The organism is Salinirubrum litoreum (assembly GCF_020567425.1).
GTDB lineage: Archaea > Halobacteriota > Halobacteria > Halobacteriales > Haloferacaceae > Salinirubrum > Salinirubrum litoreum.
In genome coordinates, this window is the sequence record NZ_JAJCVJ010000001.1 from 72335 (window position 1) to 89679 (window position 17345).

Annotated in this window: 15 protein-coding genes and 1 tRNA gene; 9 read left to right on the forward strand and 7 right to left on the reverse strand. The window is 68.8% G+C overall.

What is annotated here, in order from left to right; all coding sequences use genetic code 11:
- Nucleotides 1-33: 33 nt before the first annotated feature.
- From LI337_RS00335 to LI337_RS00345, 3 genes are all read left to right on the forward strand, one after another.
- Nucleotides 34-561 (forward strand): LUD domain-containing protein, encoded by a 528-nt coding sequence (locus LI337_RS00335; protein ID WP_227227718.1) that lies wholly within the window; start codon nucleotides 34-36, stop codon nucleotides 559-561.
- Entirely contained in the window at nucleotides 558-2807 is a 2250-nt protein-coding gene (locus LI337_RS00340) for an LUD domain-containing protein (protein WP_227227719.1), read from the forward strand. Before LI337_RS00335 ends, LI337_RS00340 begins: the two co-directional genes overlap by 4 nt.
- Nucleotides 2808-2909: 102 nt before the next feature.
- A complete protein-coding gene (locus tag LI337_RS00345; RefSeq protein ID WP_227227720.1) occupies nucleotides 2910-3203 on the forward strand; it encodes a PRC-barrel domain-containing protein in 294 nt (97 codons plus the stop codon).
- A gap of 33 nt (nucleotides 3204-3236) precedes the next feature.
- Here the strand turns inward: LI337_RS00345 and LI337_RS00350 are convergent, their stop codons facing one another.
- Entirely contained in the window at nucleotides 3237-4697 is a 1461-nt protein-coding gene (locus tag LI337_RS00350) for a DHH family phosphoesterase (protein ID WP_227227721.1), read from the reverse strand.
- A gap of 100 nt (nucleotides 4698-4797) precedes the next feature.
- Nucleotides 4798-5976 carry a hypothetical protein gene (locus LI337_RS00355; RefSeq protein WP_227227722.1) on the reverse strand — a complete coding sequence of 393 codons (1179 nt, stop codon included), beginning with the start codon at nucleotides 5974-5976 and terminating at the stop codon, nucleotides 4798-4800.
- 141 nt (nucleotides 5977-6117) lie between these two features.
- On the opposite strand from LI337_RS00355, the gene LI337_RS00360 reads away from it, so the two are divergent.
- Both LI337_RS00360 and LI337_RS00365 read left to right on the forward strand, forming a co-directional pair.
- Nucleotides 6118-6191 (forward strand) — tRNA-Lys (locus tag LI337_RS00360).
- Nucleotides 6192-6318: 127 nt separating this feature from the next.
- Nucleotides 6319-7005, forward strand: a complete 687-nt coding sequence (locus LI337_RS00365) for an SOUL family heme-binding protein (RefSeq protein WP_227227723.1) — start codon at nucleotides 6319-6321, stop codon at nucleotides 7003-7005.
- 5 nt (nucleotides 7006-7010) lie between these two features.
- Here LI337_RS00365 and LI337_RS00370 read toward each other — a convergent pair whose 3' ends face one another.
- Entirely contained in the window at nucleotides 7011-7382 is a 372-nt protein-coding gene (locus LI337_RS00370; RefSeq protein ID WP_227227724.1) for a putative quinol monooxygenase, read from the reverse strand.
- Nucleotides 7383-7462: 80 nt separating this feature from the next.
- Nucleotides 7463-7888: a DUF6884 domain-containing protein gene (locus LI337_RS00375; RefSeq protein ID WP_227227725.1), complete on the reverse strand. Its 426-nt coding sequence runs from the start codon at nucleotides 7886-7888 to the stop codon at nucleotides 7463-7465.
- Between the two features lie 84 nt (nucleotides 7889-7972).
- Here LI337_RS00375 and LI337_RS00380 point away from each other — a divergent pair, with 84 nt between their 5' ends.
- Nucleotides 7973-9256, forward strand: a complete 1284-nt coding sequence (locus LI337_RS00380) for an MFS transporter (RefSeq protein WP_227227726.1) — start codon at nucleotides 7973-7975, stop codon at nucleotides 9254-9256.
- 49 nt (nucleotides 9257-9305) lie between these two features.
- Here the strand turns inward: LI337_RS00380 and LI337_RS00385 are convergent, their stop codons facing one another.
- A complete protein-coding gene (locus LI337_RS00385) occupies nucleotides 9306-12002 on the reverse strand; it encodes a cation-translocating P-type ATPase (RefSeq protein WP_227227727.1) in 2697 nt (898 codons plus the stop codon).
- Between the two features lie 218 nt (nucleotides 12003-12220).
- Here LI337_RS00385 and LI337_RS00390 point away from each other — a divergent pair, with 218 nt between their 5' ends.
- Together LI337_RS00390 and LI337_RS00395 are read left to right on the forward strand one after the other, a co-directional pair.
- Nucleotides 12221-13129, forward strand: a complete 909-nt coding sequence (locus LI337_RS00390) for an RsmB/NOP family class I SAM-dependent RNA methyltransferase (protein WP_227227728.1) — start codon at nucleotides 12221-12223, stop codon at nucleotides 13127-13129.
- Nucleotides 13126-13656, forward strand: coding sequence for a DUF7122 family protein (locus LI337_RS00395; protein ID WP_227227729.1), 531 nt, complete (start codon nucleotides 13126-13128; stop codon nucleotides 13654-13656). The genes LI337_RS00390 and LI337_RS00395 overlap by 4 nt, the downstream gene beginning before the upstream one ends.
- 47 nt (nucleotides 13657-13703) lie before the next feature.
- On the opposite strand, the gene LI337_RS00400 is transcribed toward LI337_RS00395, so the two are convergent.
- On the reverse strand, nucleotides 13704-15212 hold the full coding sequence (locus LI337_RS00400) for a DUF790 family protein (protein WP_227227730.1): 1509 nt from the start codon (nucleotides 15210-15212) through the stop codon (nucleotides 13704-13706).
- A 124-nt stretch (nucleotides 15213-15336) separates the two neighbouring features.
- On the opposite strand from LI337_RS00400, the gene LI337_RS00405 reads away from it, so the two are divergent.
- Complete coding sequence (locus tag LI337_RS00405) at nucleotides 15337-15735, forward strand: hypothetical protein (RefSeq protein ID WP_227227731.1); 399 nt, start codon at nucleotides 15337-15339, stop codon at nucleotides 15733-15735.
- A gap of 51 nt (nucleotides 15736-15786) precedes the next feature.
- On the opposite strand, the gene LI337_RS00410 is transcribed toward LI337_RS00405, so the two are convergent.
- Entirely contained in the window at nucleotides 15787-17172 is a 1386-nt protein-coding gene (locus tag LI337_RS00410) for a DEAD/DEAH box helicase family protein (RefSeq protein WP_227227732.1), read from the reverse strand.
- Nucleotides 17173-17345 lie beyond the last annotated feature (173 nt).

The window sequence follows — 17345 nt, forward strand, 5'->3', positions numbered from 1 at the left end:
ACATCATTAATGATGCTTTCGCTAGGGACGAGTATGACCAGTGGCACGGTTGCGACCTTCGAGGAGTCGCTCGAACGACTGGAGGTGGGCTGGACACACACCGACGCGGCGGGTCTCGCCGGGACGCTCCGGACGGTCTGTGACGATCCGACCGTCGGCACACCGCTCCCCTGGGCCGACGTGACGCTCCCCGACTGGGTCGAGGACGACCCGACCGCCGACGACGTCCGGGCGGCCGCGACGGGCGTCACGGCCGCCGGCATCGGCATCGCGGACTACGGCAGCGTCGTCCTCCCGTCGACCGACGACGGCAGCGAACCCGTCTCGCTCTACCCCGAGACGCACGTGCCGGTCCTCCGCCGGTCGGACCTCGTCGAGGGGATGCCGGAGGCGTTCTCGTGGCTGGCCGAGAACGTCTCTGGCGAGGGCGGGTCGGCCATCGTCGCCACCGGGCCGAGCGCGACCGCCGACATGGGCGAACTCGTGAAGGGTGCCCACGGACCCAAGGCGGTCCACGTCGTCGTCCTCGACGACGCCGACGAGACGGAGGATCCCCGATGAGCACGTCCCGCGAGGCGAAGGCCGAGCGAATCCGCCACCTGCTGGAGACCGAGGGCGACGCCGTCGGCCAGAACACGCGCGGCTTCAACACCGGTCGCTACGAGTCAGTCGCCGACCTGGAGGACTACGAGGGACTGAAAGACGAGGCGCGGGCGATCAAGGAGGACGCCATCGACCGCCTGCCGGAACTGATCGACGACCTCACCGAGGCTGTCGAGGCGAACGGCGGCACCGTCTACCTCGCCAGCGACGCGGCGGACGCGAACCGCTACGTCCGGGAGGTCTGCGAGTCGAAGGACGCCGACCGCGTGGTGAAGTCGAAGTCGATGACCTCGGAGGAACTGGAGGTCAACGACGAACTCCAGTCTGCAGGGATGGACGTGGTCGAGACCGACCTCGGCGAGTGGGTACTCCAGTTGGCCGACGAGGCCCCCTCCCACATCGTCGCGCCCGCCATCCACAAGTCGCGTGAGGGGATCGCCGAGTTGTTCCGGGAGACGTTCGACCCCGAGGACCCGCCGGAGACCGCCGAGGAACTCACGATGTTCGCCCGCGAGCGACTGGGCGAGTTGATCGCCGACGCCGACGTGGGGATGACCGGGGCGAACTTCCTCACGGCCGACACCGGGACGATGGCGCTGGTGACGAGCGAGGGGAACGCTCGCAAGTCGGCGCTGGTACCGGACACCCACGTCGCGGTGGCCGGCGTCGAGAAGGTGATCCCCTCGGTCGAGGACCTCCAGCCGTTCGTGGAACTCATCGGTCGCTCCGGCACCGGTCAGGACATCACCTCCTACGTCTCGCTGTTGACGCCTCCCGTTAACTCCCCGACCGTCGACTTCGGCGACGACACCCCACTCGCAGACGCCGGCAGCGACGACCGGGAGTTCCACCTCGTCCTCGTGGACAACGGCCGGATGACGATGCGCGAGGACGACCAGTTGAAAGAGACGCTGTACTGCATCCGGTGTTCGGCGTGTGCGAACTCCTGTGGCAACTTCCAGAGCGTCGGCGGCCACGCCTTCGGCGGGGAGACGTACTCCGGCGGCATCGCCACCGGGTGGGAGGCCGGTATCGAGGGCGAGGCGGTCGCGGCGGAGTTCAACGACCTCTGTACCGGCTGTTCCCGCTGTGTCGACGCCTGTCCGGTGAAGATCGACATCCCGTGGATCAACACGGTCGTCCGCGACCGGATCAACCGGGGCGAGAGCGGCGAGTTCGACTGGCTGGTCGAGGGACTCACCCCGGACGCGGAACCGGGTGGCGTGGACCTCCAGAAGCGGTTCTTCGGGAACTTCGCGACCCTCGCGAAACTCGGCAGTGCCACCGCCCCCCTCTCGAACCGGCTCGCCGACCTCGGGCCGGTTCGTTCCCTCTTGGACCGCACGCTCGGCATCGACGAGCGCCGCGACCTCCCCGAGTTCCAGCGCGAGACGCTGGTCGACTGGTTCCGCGCCCGTGGGGGGTCCCACGTCCCGCGCCACGAGGCCGACCGCGAGGCACTCCTCTACCCCGACACGTACACGAACCACATCGACACCAGTCGCGGGAAGGCGGCGGTCCGGACGCTCGAAGCACTCGGCGTCCACGTCACGGTGCCGTCGGTCCCGGCGAGCGGCCGCGCGCCACTCTCACAGGGGATGGTCGCGACCGCCGAGGAACGGGCCCACGAGGTGTTCTCGGCGCTCGCGGAACCGCTCGACGAGGGGCGGGACGTGGTCGTGGTCGAACCGTCGGCGCTGGCGATGTTCCACCGGGAGTACGAACAGTTCCTCGCGCCGGCCAGTTTCGAGCGCCTGCGCGACAACTCCTACGAGGTGCTGGAGTACGTCTTCGGCCTGCTGTCGAACGGGGCGGAGGTCGACCAGCTGGCGGGCCCCTCGACCGATCGGACGAGTGCGGTCGCCGACGGCGGCGCGAGCACCGACCGTCTCGCGTACCACGCCCACTGCCAGCAGCGTACGCTCGGGCTCGCCGAACACACCGTCGCGGTGCTGGAGGCGGTCGGCTACGACGTGCGCACCTCCGAGACCGAGTGCTGCGGGATGGCCGGCAGCTTCGGCTACAAGTCGGAGTACTACGACCTTTCGATGGACGTGGGCGAACCGCTCCGCGAACAGTTCGGCGACGAGGACGGGCGCGACCGGCGGGTCGTCGCGTCCGGCACCTCCTGTCTCGAACAACTCGACGCGCTCCTCTCGCGGGACGCGACCCACCCGGTAGAACTGCTCGTGCCGGACGGCTGACGGGGCGGCGCGGACCACCCTCCCGCCGTCCGTCAGACGCCCGTCAGCCGCGAGTTCCGCGTCCTACGAACGCTTAAGGGGCGGGGCGTCTTGGCACACGCTATGGACGGTACGCCACAGGAGATCACGACCCTCGTCGGGCGGGAGGTCTACTCGAACAACGGCGTCTTCGTCGGCGAGGTCGAAGACGTTCGACTGGACCTCCAGCAGGAAGTCGTCACGGGGTTGGCAGTCGGACAGTTGAACCAGGAGTTGTTCGCGGGTCGCATCGAACGCGGGAAAGGCGTCATGATCCCCTACCGCTGGATTCGCGCGGTCGGCGACGTGATCCTCGTCAACGACGTCATCGAACGACTCGAAGGGACGAACGACGAGGAAGAAGAAGCGGTCGTCTGACGCGTCGGCCGACTCCCCGATGCGACTGGCTCGTCAGTTCCCGTTTCCGCTCTCGCTACTGCCGCCTTCCACACCCATCGCCTGAAACAGCTTTCGACGAACCGCTTCTTCGGTCAACTGCAGGAGGGTGTCCCGGTTGCCGTTGCCGGAGTCGAGGCCCGTGAACAGGCCGAGTGGAATCTCGACGTTTCCCTGCTCGGAGTGACCGGCGGCGTCGCCGATGCCGCCGAAGGCGTCCTGGAGCACGTTGCCGATGTTGATGCGGATGTCCTTCGACTGGGCCGCGAGGTAGATCGTATCGTCGGCGATGCCGAAGACGGCCGTCGTCGTGATCCCCTCCAGGTTCAGGAGATGCTGGGCGGCCTGTGTCAGCGCGTCCCGGTCCCGGATGAACCCGGCGTTCGAGACGAGGTGACTGCCCTGCACCTCGCGGTTCGTGATCGCCTCCGCCAGCACGTCGAGCGTCTCGGGCGACATCGACGGCGACTCGACCTGTTCCAAGGTGTCGTGGTTGGCGAAAGGGTAGAGATACGCGGCCGCAGTCAGGTCGGCCGGCGTCGTGTCGCGTTTGAAGTCCAGCGTCTCCGCGCGGATCCCGTACAACAGGGCGGTGGCGACCGTCTCGCTGGGGCTGAGATCGAACTCCTGGATGTACTTCGTCAGGATAGTCGAACTCGAGGAGACGTTCGGTCGGACGTCGACGAAGGCGGCCTCGACGCCCTCCTCGGGTTCGTAGTGGTCGATGAAGATGTCGACGTCCATGTCGAGGTCGATGTCGCCGGACTTCATCTGGTCGACCAGTGCGACCGCGCCGTACTCGTCCAGCGGGGGTGCGTCGGCCCGCGCGGTCAGGTCGATCCCCAGCAGGTTGACGAACGCGCGGTTCTCCTGGTGGCCGATCTCCCCGTCGTAGACGATGTCGGCCTCCAGTCCGTACTCCATCGCGATCTCGCGCAGGGCGATCGCACTGGCGATGGAGTCGGGGTCGGGGTTGTCGTGTGTGAGAATCGCCAGCGTCTCGTCGGTCGACTCGAGCAAGTCGGCGAGTTGGCGGGCCTTGTACTCCAGTTCGCCGGACTCCAGCGACCGGAGCGCCGAGTCGGCGATGACCTCCGAGGGCGTGATGACCACGTCGGCACCGAGGTCGACGAGTTCGTCCTCGGACACCGGGTCGGAGGCGCGGACGACCACGAACTGGTCGCCCCCGCGTTCCCGGATCGCAGACACGGCGGCTTTGTTGGCTCCCACGTCCGACGAGAGGATCAGGATCACGTCGCGGTCCTCGACGACCTCTGCGACGGACGGTTCGCGGATGTCGGTGGTCTGTGCGTTCAGGTCCTGGTCCCGGAGTGCCTCGACCCGGCTCTCGTCTTTGTCGAGTATCAGTACGTCCTTCCCCTCGTCTGCCAACTCCTCGGCGACAGCGTGGCCCACGCTCCCACACCCCAAGATAGCGTACGTGGACATCGAGGAGATCGTGACCCCAGTACTCATCGTGTCCAGTCTACCGGCGGACGACACTTAACAGCCACCATTCGCCCAATCGCCGGTGACGGGCCCAGACTGGCGCTGTCCGGCGGTTCCGTCGGCGACCCTACCGCCTCCGGAACAGCGACAGGAGGACGACCGCGTACCACGCGGCACCCGCGAGTGCGAGGAGACGGCCGGCGACGACGACAGTCCCGAGACCTGCCGCGAGGCCGACCACCTCGACGCCGAGTCCGCCGGCCAGCAGACCGAGTATCGCCGCCGCACCCCGGTCGGACGACCCCGGCACGCTCCCGACCGCCGGCGGGTAGAACTGGAAGGTGAGGCCGACGACGGTCAGGCCGAGGAAGCCCAGCAGGTTCAGCCGTCGGTGGACGACGACGAGGGCCGGGTCGACGCCACCGACTGCGAACCACGCGCCCACCCCGACCGCGACGGCCCCCGCGAGCACACCGAACAGCGGGCCACGGAGCGCCACGCGCCGCCGGTCGCTCCGGACGTACCAGGCCAGATAGCTCGCCGCGAACGCGAGTATCGCCGTCGCCTCGACTGCGGCACCGACCTGGAACCACGGGCCGGCGGGGAGCGTCACGGCGAGCAACACGGGACCGACCGCTCCGGCCGGAAGCGCGACGAACAGCGGCGGTCGCCACGGACGGACGACGAGAAACCGAGGGAGGAGCCGTGAGCCGACCGCGAGGACCAACAGCCCCGCGCCGCCGGCCGCCAGCAGGTGGCTCGCGCGGGGCGGGTAGCCGTCGACGACGGGCGGGAGCGGCGTCGCCCCCGCGAAGAGGGCGTAGCTCCCCACGAATAGGTACAGGAGCGCGACGGGGACGAAGGCGTCCGCGTAGCGGTCCAGTGGCCGCCGGTCGGCGTTCGACTCGCTCGTCCCGGTCTCCCGGCCGGAGAGGTTGTCCCGGACGGTCCACGCGAGCGTCCCGACCGCGACCGTCACGCCGAGTGTCCAGCAGGCCGCCCCGAGTGTGCCGACGACCGGCGGACTCCCCGGGAACCCGGCGACCGCGACGCCAGCCGCGCCGACCGCCGTCAGCGGGAGGGAGAGAGCCGGCGCACGCGGGAACGCGAGGTCGCGGGCGAAGTACGACGGGACGAGCGCGAACGCCTTCCCGAGGGCGACGTGCAGCACGAAGCCGAGCAGTCCGAGGGCGACGGGCGTGGCTCGCGGGGCACCGAGCAGGACGGCCGTCTGCCACACCGGCAGTGCTACGACGCCGACCGCGACGGTGCGTCGTGCCCACCGACTCGTGGTCGCCTGTGCCATCGTTCCGAGTCGCACGCGTCGCGCCAAGAAACTCCGGCCGAACCGATTCGGTCCGGGAGTCGCCGCCGGGCGTGACCGACACACACGCCGCCGGCGAAGGGAAACGCCTTTTACCGTACCGCAGATACTGTTGGATGCGTTGGGCCGGTAGCTCAGTTAGGGAGAGCGTCTGACTCTTAATCAGACGGTCGGGGGTTCAACTCCCTCCCGGCCCGCTTCTGCGAGACTCGACACGACGAGTACCTCGTGTACTCGTCACTCGTCGGTCGTTCGTCGCACCGGGTGAGCGACGACACGCGCGTCACGCTACGAAGCTAAGTCCTCGGCGCACGTACTCTCTGCATGGTCAAACGCAGTACACTCTTACTCGGAGCCGTCGGCTTGCTCGCGGTCGGATTCGGTGCCCGCAGATACGTCCAAGACCGAAACACGCCCCGCGTGGACTACGAGACGGTCGCCCGCATCGGTAACGTGGAGATCAGACGCTACCCGCCGACCGTCCTCGTCGAGACGGTCGCACCTTCGGAGAACGCCGCCTTCTGGCGACTGTTCCGGTACATCTCCGGGGCGAACCGCAGTTCGACCGAAGTGTCGATGACGGCCCCCGTCGAGTCGGCCGGCGAGTCCATCTCGATGACCGCGCCTGTAGAGACCGAAATCGACAGTCGGAGCGAGTCGGTCTCGATGACGACGCCGGTCGAGTCGGACACGAGCGAGGAGGGCGTCCGGATGGCGTTCTACCTCCCGGCCGAGTACGACTACGACACCGCACCGCGACCGACCGACGACTCGGTGAGACTGGTCGAACAGCCCGGCAGAACACTCGCGGTCCTCGGGTTCTCGTGGTTCACGACCGACGGCCGCGTCGCCCGGAAGACCGAGGACCTGCTGGCGACGCTCGCCGAGGCAGACGACGAGATCAGCATCGAGGGCGAGCCCTTCCTGATGCGGTACGACGGTCCCGGCGTCCCGCCGTTCCTCCGGACGAACGAGGTCGCCGTCGAGGTTCGGCGGACGACCGGCAACTGAGTCGGTTACGGTTCTTCGGTCTCGGAGTCCAGATAGTCGGTCTCCGGATCGGTTGTCTCCAGATCGTCGGTCGTGAACGTGTACGCCCGGCGATCGCCGCCAGTGACGCTGACGGTCTCCATCTCACCCGCGACCAGTTCGGGGAGTCGCGCCTCGAACTGCTGGAGGTGGTCGGAGTCGGCGTGTGCCTCCCACGCCGACCTGTCTTCGTACTGCTCGAAGAACCGGACGGTGTGCTCGTCGGTCACGTCGGTCGTCGCGTGGTAGGTGACGACGCCCGGTTCCTGTCGGGACCGTTCGGCGAGGTCGGCGACGATAGCGAGGGCGTCGTCGTAGCGGTCGGGGTCGATGGGGATGCTCGTGTGGACGACGATCATGTCGGTCGAGAGAACTATCTGGGGAGGCGGTCGTAACTCTGGTGGTGTGCAGTCACCGAGTCCGGTTCGGTGGTGTGCAGTCACTGCTGTCGGTCGTACCACTGGAGGCGTTCGCCGATCTGCATCCCCTCGGTCGGGTTCTCGACACTCGCGTCTGTCTTCGCCAGCAGCGGCCGGAGTGGCTCGGTGTAGTCTCGCCCAGCGTGGAAGACGACCGTGGTGTCGGCGTCGAGTCGCTCCCGCCGCCACAGCGACCCGAAGACGCAGTCGGCCCAGCGTTCGCGTTCCTCCGCCGGCGCGTCCGCGAGCGTCTCCTCGTACGGTTCGACGGGGTCGCCGTCCGGCACCAGCAGGCCGTGGCGTGCCGAGAGGACGTACCACCGGTCGTGGTGCGTGTCGGCGTAGTCGCGCATCTTCCGGAAGTACGTCGACGCGTCGTAGAGGTCGCGTGGGCTGGCCGCTTCGTCGCGCTTGTCGGCCGTACAGCTGACGAGTCCGATCTCCATGCCGAGAGTCGCGTCACGGTCGGGCAAAGGTAATCGGTCGTTACGAATCGAAACCGCTTTTCTCGCGCCCCGTCGCCTCTCGGTGTGTCCAACTCCCGGCTCCAGTTCTGGGTTCTCTACCTGACTCGCTTCGCGGGCGGTTTCGGTTTCATCACGCTCGTCACGCTCCTGCCGCAGTACATCGAAGTGCTCGACCCCTCTGCCGTCTCGGTGCTGGGACTCACGGTCGGCGCGGGCATCGTCATCGGTCTGTTCACCACCGGCTTCACGCTGGCCCAGACCGTCGCGGTCGTCCCGCTGGCGTGGGCCGGCGACCGCTACGACAAGCGACTCGTCCTGCTCGGTCTGCTGGCTGTCGGTACGGTCGTCTACGCCGGGTTCGCCCTGGTCGAGTCGCCCGGCGGGTTCATCGCGGTCCGGGCGATGCAGGGTGTCGTCGTGACCGGCGCGGGGCTGATGTCGCTCTCGCTCGTCGGCCAGATCGCCGACGCCGGCACGCGCGCGAACCACATCGGGAAGGCGAACGCCTCGCGCTTCGCGGCCTCCATCCTCGGCAGTCTCTCTGCGGGTGTGCTGTACGACGCCTACGGCTTCACCCCGATCTTCGCGGTCATCTCTGTCCTGCTGGCGGCGACGACGGTCGGTGTCTGGCTCCTGCTCGACGACGACGAGACCCGCATCCGGGGGTTCCCCTTCTCCGATCTCGCGCTGAATCGCAGAATCCTCACGCTGACGAGTTTCCGGGCACAGTACGCCGTGGCGGTCACGCTCGTCCGGACCTGGGTCCCCATCTACGCCGGCGTCTCCATCGCGCGGGGCGGACTGGGGTACACGAACGCGGCGGTCGCCGTCTCGCTGCTGATCGTCGCCGAGAAGCTGACGAACATGCTGTTTCAGCCACAGACCGGCAAGATCTCTGACCGAACCGGGCGCGCGCTGTTCGTCTTCGCCGGCGGCACCGCGTACGGACTGGTCGCGCTGGCGGTCCCCCTCTCGCCCGCAGTCGGCGCGCTCCTCGACCTGCCCGCCACGTTCCCGGTCGTCGGCGACCTCTCGCAGGCGTTCCTCCCACTGCTCGCGCTGAACGGGTTGCTGGGCATCGCGGACAGTTTCCGGGAACCGGCGAGCATGGCGCTGTTCGCCGACGAGGGGACCGACGACGGCGGCGTGGCGTCGAGTTTCGGGATCCGGGAACTCGTCTGGCGGCCGGGGAGTGTCGCCGCGCCGTTGCTCGGCGGGACGCTGATGACCGACGTGGGGATGGCGTGGGTGTTCTACGTCGGCGGCGGCTTCGCGGTACTGGGTGGGCTGACGTTTCTCGCGGTGCTGTGGCGGTACCACGGTGCGCGGGCACTCGTGGAGTGGTGAGGAGTCGGACGGTCGGTACTCGCTTCCGGACACCCGTCTCCGTCTCCCGTCACCCGAGTCGCTTCGAGACCACCGCCGAGAGCAGGAACAACGGGAGCGCGACCGCGACCGCCCCGGCGAGTAGCCCCCAGTCGGACAGCGAGAGCGCGACGGTCCCGAAGTAGGTCCGGAGTGGTGTGTACAGCACCGCGAGTTGGAGGACGAACGAGACCACCACGGCCAGCGAGAGCCAGCGATTCGAGAGTGGGCTGGTCCCCTTGAGCCACCGGACGACGAACAGTTTCCCGAACTCCAGGACGACGAAGCCGGTGAACACCATCGTCACCGCGTACCGGGTCGCGTCTGCCGCGCCGTCGAGTGCGAGGAACATCACCCCGAGCATGACCGCCGTCGCCGTCAGGCCGGCCCCGCCGACGAACCCGAGCATCGGTCGGTCGATGACGCCCTCGGCGCGGTCGCGCGGGTCGTGAGCCATCACGTCGCCCGACTCCGGATCGGTGCCGATGGCGAGGGCCGGAAGCCCGTCTGTCAGGAGGTTGATCCAGAGCAGTTGGACCGGCGGGAGGATCAGGTAGCCGAGCAGCGACGCGAGTAACACGAGCAGCACCTCCGCGACGTTGGCCGACAGCAGGTAGGCGACGAACTTCCAGATGTTGTCGAAGATGGTGCGTCCCCGGCGGATGGCGGCCGTGATTGTCGCGTAGTTGTCGTCCAGTAGGATCACGTCGCTCGTCGTCTTCGCCACGTCGGTCCCGCGTTCGCCCATGGCGATGCCCACGTCTGCGGACTTGAGCGCGGGCGCGTCGTTCACGCCGTCGCCGGTCATGGCGACCGTGTGGCCCGCCGACTGGAGGGCGTCGAGGATGCGGACCTTGTGGCTCGGGGCGGCGCGGGCGAACACGTCGGTCTCGTCGACCACCTCGGCGAGTTCGTCGTCCGAGAACGATTCGAGTTGTCTGCCGGTGACGACCGCCGACGAGACCGACGCGTCGTCTTCGAGCAGACCGAGTTGACCGGCGATGGCGGCGGCGGTCCGGGCGTTGTCACCGGTGATCATCTTCACGTCGATGCCCGCCGAGCGCGTCTCGGCGATGGCCGCCTTCACCTCGGGGCGTGGTGGGTCCAGCATCCCCTGGAGGCCGACGAAGATCAGATCGGACTCCGCGATGGTGGAGTCACCCGTCTCGGTCTCGTCGGTGGCAGACGCGTCCGTCTCGGCAGTCTCGGTCCCGGCGTCGTCTGCCGCCGTCGCTTCGCGGTACGCGAACCCCAGCACGCGGAGCGCGTCGTCGCCGAAGGCGTCGACTCTCGCACGGATAGTCTCCCGACGTTCGTCGTCGAGTTCGACGACACCCTCCGGCGTGAGGAGTCGGGCCGAGCGGTCCAACACCGCCTCGGGTGCGCCCTTCACGTAGATGGTGTCGTCGTGTCTGGTCGCCATCCGCCGGCGCTCGGCGGAGAACGGAGCTTCGTCGGTCCGGGGTGCGGCGCGTCGGATCGCCTCCGCGTCGAGGCCGGCGGTGTCGGCCGCCACGAGGAGTGCACGCTCGGTCGGGTCGCCCGAGTCGACCTCGGCGTCGTTACACAGTACGCCGGTCCGCAGGAGTCGGTCGAGTTGGTCGTCCAGTGCGGCACGGGCACCGTTCGGGGTCGCGTCACTGCCGTCCACGTCCACGTCGGCGGGAGCGAGGGCGCGATCCGGCACCCACAGGCGCGTCACGCGCATCCGGCCCTCGGTCAGCGTGCCGGTCTTGTCGGTACAGACGACGTCCACGCTACCGAGCGACTCGACGACCGGGAGTGATCGCACGAGGGCGTTCTCGTCGGCCATCGCTCGGACCCCGACCGCGAGGGTGAGCGTCACGACCGCCGGCAGCCCCTCCGGAATCGCAGCGACCGCCAGCGAGACGGCGGTCAACCCGGCGGTCAGCAGGTCGGTGCCGCGCCACACGAGCAGTGGCACGAGCAGTGCCGAGAGCGCGAGGACACCGATCCCGAGGCGGCGACCGAGCGTGTCCACGTCGGCCTGGAAGGGCGTGTCGCGGTCCTCGACGCCGAGCAGTTCGCCGGCGATAGCGCCCATCTCGGTGTCCATCCCGGTGTGGACGACGACCGCGACGCCGGAGCCACGGGTGACGTTCGTCCCGCGATAGACGGTGTTCGACCGCTCCGCGAGGTCCGTGTCGGCCGATAGTCGGCCGGTCGCCTTCGAGACCGGGACCGACTCGCCGGTGAGTGCGGCTTCGTCTACTTCGAGACTGGCGGTTTCGAGGAGTCGAGCGTCGGCCGGCACGGTGTCGCCCTCCGACAGGAGGATCACGTCACCCGGCACGAGGTCCGCAGCGTCGATCTCCCGTTCGGTGCCGTCTCTGCGGACCCGGATCGTCGGCTGTGCGAGTTTCGACAGCGCCTGGATCGACTGCTCGGCGCGGTAGTCCTGCACGAAGCCGAAGACGCCGTCAGCGAGGACGATGACGAGGATCAGGACCGCGTCCACGACGTTGCCGACGGCCGCAGAGAGGAGTGCGGCGACGACCAGGACCGCGATCAGCGCGTTGGCGAACTGCCCGACGAGGATCGACAGCGGAGACCGACCGGCGTCGCTCTCCAACTCGTTTTTCCCGAAGCGCTCCCGTCGTGTCTCGACCGCGTCGTCGTCCAGTCCGGACTCGTCGGTGTCGAGAGCGTCCAGCAGGTCGTCTATCGGTGTGCTGTGGGGGGACAGTCGGTCGTCGCGCTGGGACACTCCCGGGTGGTTGGGCGCGGGGTGGCTTGAAACTGTGCCGCGTGTGACTCGGTCCCGTGATCTGTGTGGTCGGTCGACCTGATCGCGGGTCGCCGCGCACGACAGCACCACTCCCGCAACCGGCTCCGACTCCTCACAGCAGTCGGACGTCGCCCCACAGCGACTCCGTTCCGGGACGCTCCGAAACCGACAAACACCCGCCGCGAGTACGACCGGCAATGAACCCACTGGACCGCTACGACGACCTCGTGCCGGGGTACGAGGCGTTCCGGGAGGCCTGCGACAGACCGCTTCCCTCCGTCGTCCGGGTCAACACCATCAAGACCACCGTCGAGCGCGCCCGGGAGGCACTCGACGCCGAGGGCGTCGGCTACGAACCGACCGACTGGCACGACGGTCTCCTCCGGTTCGACGACCACAGTCCGGGCACCAACTGGCCGTACTTCCACGGCTGGCTCCACGGTCAGGAGGAGGTCTCCGCCCTGCCGGCACTCGCGCTCGACCCACGACCCGGCGAGCGCGTGCTCGATGCCTGTGCCGCACCGGGAAGCAAGACCTCCCAGCTCGCGGCGCTGATGGACGACACCGGGACGCTGGTCGGCAACGACAACAACCTCGGTCGCCTCTCGGCGTTACGGCACAACGCCGAGCGACTTGGCGTGACGAACCTCGCCGTCACCCGGCAGGACGCCCGGAACTACTCGCTGAAACCCATGCAGATGGACGCCTTCGACCGCGTGCTGGTCGATGCCCCCTGTTCCTGTGAGGGCACCTGTCGGAAGAACCCCGACGTGCTCGACCAGTGGACGATGGACCACGTGCAGGGGCTGATCGGCGTCCAGAAGGGCATCCTGCGCCGGGCGGTGCAGATGACCCGCGAGGGCGGGACGGTCGTCTACTCGACCTGCACCTTCGCCCCCGAGGAGAACGAGGCGGTCGTGGACTACGTCCTCGACGCCGAGGACTGCCGGGTCGTGGACCGGGACCTCCCCCTCCAGACCGATCCCGGTGTCACCGACTGGGACGGCGAGACGTTCGACGCCTCGCTGACCGACACCCACCGGGTCTACCCGCACCGCAACGACACCGGCGGCTTCTACTGTGCGACACTGGAGGTGGGCGCGTGAGCGACGGCGACGGCGCGCCGGGCAACGACGGCGGCCAGTTCGACCGCCTGCCCGCGACCAGCGAGGACCGCGAGGTGCCGGGCAGAGCCACCCGCGAGGAGGTGCTCGACTGGTGGGACGACCGGTTCGGCATCCCGCCCGAGACGTTCGACGACTACAGCTTCTGGGAGAAGGGGAAGGGCAAGATCTGGTGTTTCCGTGGCGAGGCACCGGACCCGGTGGACGTGGAGGGACTCGGGATGACGTTCCTCCGGACGCGACAGGAACACTGGAAACCCGCCACGAACGCGGTCCAGCGGTTCGGCCGAGGTGCGAGCAAGAACGTCGTCGAACTGTCCGGCGAACCGGCCAGCCGGTTCGCTCGCGGCGAGGACCAGGAACACGACTGGGACGGCGACTGGGGCTACGTGATCGCGGCCCACGACCTCGCCGGCGACCTGGAACCGATGGGCGTCGGCCTATACGTCTACGGCGAACTGCGCTCGACCGTCCCGAAAGGTCGCCAAGAGGACCTGCCGGAACTGTAGTACCAGAATGTGCGACAGTGAGCCAGTTACTCGTCTCGGACGATCGACTACTCCGTCTTCTCCCGCACCGTTCCGCCAGACAGCCCCTCCCACTCGACCCGGTAGCCGAGTCGCGAAAGCACGGCACTGGCATCCTCGATGCCGTACTCGGCCAAGACAGCCTCGGCGTCGGAGAGCGCCATTCCGACCTCGATGTCGTCGGCAACCGACGCCAGCACGTCGGGTTTGACGAGCGTCCGACCGACGCGTTCGTGGGCCGGAAACGTCCGACCTACGACGACCGACTCGGGGACACCGTACTCCTCGGCGAGCGCCGCGATGGTCGTCACGTCGGCGTCGGGTGTGAGTTCGTCGGGCAGATTCTCGCCCGCCTCCGCTGCCAGTCGGGCCTCGTAGGTCCTGAGTGCGTCCACCACGTCCTTCACCCGGACGCTCCCCCGGTAGGGGATCGCTCTGGCGTCCCGTGCCTCGATTTCCTCGCCGACGCCGAGACTCTCGTCGACCGCGACGAGTAGCTCCACGTCCTCCGCACTCTCCAACTGCGAGAGTTTCTTCGCGACGTACTCGGGCGTCCAGAACCCCATGATCTCGAAGAACACCCGGAAGTCGGCGTGGCGGTAGTCGAACGCGAAGTCCGGGATCATCACCCGCGTCCCGGTGGCGAGCGGTTCGGGTTCGCGAGTCAGGTCCCAGTCGAGGTCGAGCGACGAGAAGCGCGTGGCGAAGTCGCGTTCGACCGCAGAGTCGAACGCGGCGTCCGCGACCGGATCGACACCCGGCACCGACACGTCCGCGTCCGACAGCGTCAGGTCGCGTTCGGTCCCCCGGTCGTCGATCGTCGCCGAGAGCCGCCAGTCGTCGGTCGCGGCGACCGACCGCAGGAGGCGGGCGAACCGGGTGCCGTACCGCCGCGTCGAGCGAAAGAGCGCGTCCGGACCGGTGACGACCAACTCTCTGCCCTCCGGTGTCTGGCGGACCTCGTACATCAGTCGGAGGCGTTTGACCGCCGAGACGAGGTTGCGGGGATCGGACGAGCGAACTCGCACCTCGGTCGCGTCGAACAGCGCGGTCTGTGCAAGCGAGAGGTTGTACTGCGTCACCAGTTCGTCGGGGCTCCAGCGCGGGGTGAACTCTGCCAGAATCTGTCGCGCGTCCCGGTCGGCGTACAGCGAGTCGGCGACGCTCTCGGCGTCGGTGCCGAGGCGGTCCCCGGCGCGGGCGAGTGCCTGCGCCCGGTCGTCGTCGGTGACGACGCCGCCGACTGCCTCGGCCGACTCGAAGGCCACGCGGCGGGCGCGGTCCGGCGGGACCTCGGCGCGCGTCTCGAAGGTCGCGTCGCGCTCACAGAGGCTGGCGAACCCGCGAACGATCTTGAAGTGGTCGGCCTCGGGTTCAAGTTCGGCGAGCGCAGCGTCCAACGCGGCGCGTTCGTGCCCGACGTGGCCCTGAAAGACGCCGACGACGCGGGCGGCCATCGGGCGGGCCGACCGGTCCAGAAACTGCGGGTGGTAGCCGCCGCCGGCCCGCGAGACGCGCAGGAGGTCCTTCGTCAGCACTGCCGAAGGTTGGTGGTCGCGTGGCAAAAGGGTCGCGGGACTGACCGCATTCGCGTCGGTCGCGTTCGGTCGCACCTCACGTCAGAGGACAAGGCTGATACTCTCCCCGCGAGAGCGTCGGCGTATGCGACGACGCGCCCTCCTCACCGCACTCACTGCCGGTGTCGCGGGACTCGGTGGCTGTCTCGGGCCGGCACAGACGGCCTCCGGTCCGCGCCGTGCGCCCGACGCCCCGGCCAGCGCACCCCGCGAATCCGACCCCGGTCCGGTGCTCGTGATCTCCGACTTCCGGACCGAAGCCGACGACGGCGGCGGTGTCCGGGCGGTTGTGGTCGTCTCGAACCGGGCGGAGTCGGCGCGGACGACGACGGTCACGGGAACCCTGCGGTTCGACGGCGAGGAGTACGTTCGGACTGCCGAGCGGACGGTGCCGGCCGGCGGCACCTCGCAGGTCGTGTTCACCTACGACGTGCCCTACGAGGCGTTCCAGCGAAACGGCGCGTTCGTGCCGAGTCTCGACTGAATCGGCTCCGCTCGGCGCTCCGTCACGCCGACGCGCGGTCGGCGTCTGCGGTCAGCGTCTGCGGTCGGCGACACGTTCCTCTGCGGTCTCGCTGCTGACGACTTCGTAGAGAATCGCGGTCCCGCCGTCGGCTTTCGGCCGGAGCACACGCCCGAGGCGCTGGGTGAACTCGCGTTCGCTCCCACTGCCGGAGAGCAGAATCGCCACGTTCGCGTCCGGCACGTCGACGCCCTCGTCCAAGACGTTCGCGGCCACGACCCTGCTGTAGTCGCCCTCGCGGAACCGTCGCAGGAGCTCCCGTCGCTCGGGTGCGCTCGTCTCGGCGGTGATCGCCGGGAGGAGGAAGCGTTCGGAGAGTCGATAGACCAGATCGGTGTGGGCGGTGAAGACGATCACGCGGTCCTCGCGGTGGCGGTCCAGCAGACGCCGGCAGGCCCGGACCTTCCCCTCGGAGTTCATCATGATCTCGCGGGCGTCCTGCTTGGCCAGCAGTGCCTCCCGCGCCTCGGGGTCGGTCCCGGAGCGCTTCACGAGTTCCTGATAGTCGCTCCCGGACCGGAAGGTGATGTTCGACCGCTTCAGGTAGTCCACGAAGACGCCCTGTCGCGCCTCGTAGCGCTCGCGTTCTGCCGGGGTGAGTTCGACCTCGACGCGGCGAATCTCGTAGTCCGCGAGGTGTTCGCCGGCCAGATCGTCCGGCGTGAGGCTGACGAGTCGGTCGCCGACCAGATCGGCGACGATCTCGTGTGCGCCGTCCGGGCGCTCGAAGGTCGCGGTCAGACCGAGGCGGCCCGGCGCGACCAGCAGGCGGGCGATGTCCCGGTAGCCCTCGCCGCCGAGGTGGTGGACCTCGTCGAAGACCACGAGGCCGAAGTCGCCGCCCACGTCGTCGGCCCGGAGGTACGCCGAGTCGTAGGTCGCCACGGTGAGCTGCTCCTGACGTTGGTCGCCACCCCCGAACTGCCCGACCGGGACGTCGAACTCGGTTCGGAGTTCGCGCCGCCACTGCTCCAGCAGGTCGACGGTCGGGACGACCACGAGCGTCGGCACCGACAGCGCGGCCATCGCGGCGACCGCGATCACGGTCTTCCCGCTCCCGGTCGGCAGTTCGAGGACGCCGCGCTCGCCCGCCTCGTGCCACCTGTCGAGGGCGTCCCGCTGGTACTCGCGGAGGTCGTAGTCGGTCGAGAGCGCGAGGTCGGGATCGGTGATCCGGGGCCGGACGCGGTCGTCGACCGAGACGCCAGCGTCGTCGAGGGTTTGCCGAATCGCGGCGTAGCGGTGGGCCGGCGCGCGAGCGACACCGCTCCGTGGGTCGGACTCGACGCCGGGGAGCGGCGGGAGGCCGGTCGTCTCGGCGGTGTCCGGCGTCGCGGAGTCGGCGTCTGTCTGCTCGACGCGGAGAGTCCCGTCCTCGAAACTGAGCCGGATCGTCACTGGTCGACGTTGGTCGGTCCGCCGGATAAATCGCTCTACTCGGGTGGATCGGGGTTCGGCGTGGATTCGGTCGAACCAGGTGCAGACGACCGAGTCGACCCGACCGGAGACGACGAGCGGTGAAAGCCGCCGGCGCGTCGTCTGCGTGGTCGGAACCCCGCTGTCGCGGTGCT

Excerpts from the sequence above, each read along its gene's own strand:
- LI337_RS00335 (WP_227227718.1), top strand. The coding sequence starts at position 34 with ATGACCAGTGGCACGGTTGCGACCTTCGAGGAGTCGCTCGAACGACTG.
- LI337_RS00340 (WP_227227719.1), top strand. The coding sequence starts at position 558 with ATGAGCACGTCCCGCGAGGCGAAGGCCGAGCGAATCCGCCACCTGCTG.
- LI337_RS00345 (WP_227227720.1), top strand. The coding sequence starts at position 2,910 with ATGGACGGTACGCCACAGGAGATCACGACCCTCGTCGGGCGGGAGGTC.
- LI337_RS00350 (WP_227227721.1), bottom strand. The coding sequence starts at position 4,697 with ATGAGTACTGGGGTCACGATCTCCTCGATGTCCACGTACGCTATCTTG.
- LI337_RS00355 (WP_227227722.1), bottom strand. The coding sequence starts at position 5,976 with ATGGCACAGGCGACCACGAGTCGGTGGGCACGACGCACCGTCGCGGTC.
- LI337_RS00365 (WP_227227723.1), top strand. The coding sequence starts at position 6,319 with ATGGTCAAACGCAGTACACTCTTACTCGGAGCCGTCGGCTTGCTCGCG.
- LI337_RS00370 (WP_227227724.1), bottom strand. The coding sequence starts at position 7,382 with ATGATCGTCGTCCACACGAGCATCCCCATCGACCCCGACCGCTACGAC.
- LI337_RS00375 (WP_227227725.1), bottom strand. The coding sequence starts at position 7,888 with ATGGAGATCGGACTCGTCAGCTGTACGGCCGACAAGCGCGACGAAGCG.
- LI337_RS00390 (WP_227227728.1), top strand. The coding sequence starts at position 12,221 with ATGAACCCACTGGACCGCTACGACGACCTCGTGCCGGGGTACGAGGCG.
- LI337_RS00405 (WP_227227731.1), top strand. The coding sequence starts at position 15,337 with ATGCGACGACGCGCCCTCCTCACCGCACTCACTGCCGGTGTCGCGGGA.